The sequence below is a fragment of the Vibrio sp. Vb0937 genome, assembly GCF_033338855.1.
Map to the genome: position 1 here is coordinate 1 of NZ_JAWOTK010000449.1, position 1,049 is coordinate 1,049.

Genomic DNA, 1,049 nt, shown 5'->3' on the forward strand with positions numbered 1-1,049 from the left:
GTACACTTTGAGCTGTTGAGCTGGGGTAAGTGCAGCGGCTAAGGCTTCTTCCAATTTCGGCGCTTGTTGGGTTAAGCGCTGCGTCATCGCTTCTACATCATCGTGTGTAAACAATTCTGCAAGGCTGGTTTTCATGATTTTGCTGATGTGCGTTGCGATCACGGTACCGTCGTCCACGACTTGGTAACCCATGTTGAGTGCCTTCGCCTTGTCTTGATGTTCAATCCAAACCGCAGGAAGTTGGTAAGCAGGATCGCTCCCTAGAATGCCATCGATTTCACCGTAGGTGTCGCCAACGGCAATCGCCATTAAACGCTCTGGTTCGATGAAGCCCTGCTCAATCACTTCGCCATTAAGAGAAATGGTGTATTGGTTCGGTTTTAGGCTTAGGTTATCGCGAATGCGAACTTCTGGTAGAAGAAAACCTACCTGTTCTGAGAGGTTACGACGTACGCCACGAATACGTTGCGAAAGTGGCGCACCTTGATCCTTGTTTACCAGATGAACAAGACGGTAACCAAGCGCAAGAGACAGGGTGTGCACGTGTGGGATGTCGTCCCATGTGAGTGGTGTGTCTTCCTCTTGCATGGCTTGAGAAAGTGCTTCCACCTGTTCGATTTGCGTGTCTTGAACTGGTTTCTTACTTTGTCTCCAACCTGCAAACCCTAGTGCGCCAGCAAATGCAAAGAATGCAAGGTGCGGCATGCCCGGAACCATACCAATGACCGCCATGATCCCTGCAACCGTAAACAAGGTTGCTGGAGTTGCGAGCAACTGTTTCTGCATGGTTTCTGACATGCCGTTGTCGCTGTCATTGATGCGAGTCACGATGATTGCAGCTGCGGTTGCCAGTAATAGCGATGGAATTTGTGCTACCAAGCCATCACCGATGGTTAGCAGTGCATAAGTTTTGAATGCTTCAGACGCTGGTAAGCCGTGTTCGAAAACACCGATGCTGATACCACCGATGATGTTGATGAATAGAATCAACAGACCCGCGACCGCATCACCACGAACAAATTTCGACGCACCGTCCATTGAACCGTGGA

The 1,049-nt window shown here is 49.9% G+C and carries 1 protein-coding gene; it reads right to left on the minus strand.

The features are described from left to right. Positions 1 to 1,049, minus strand: a 1,049-nt coding sequence (locus R7P67_RS26410; protein ID WP_318086527.1) for a flagellar biosynthesis protein FlhA, incomplete at both ends; no start/stop codon positions are given.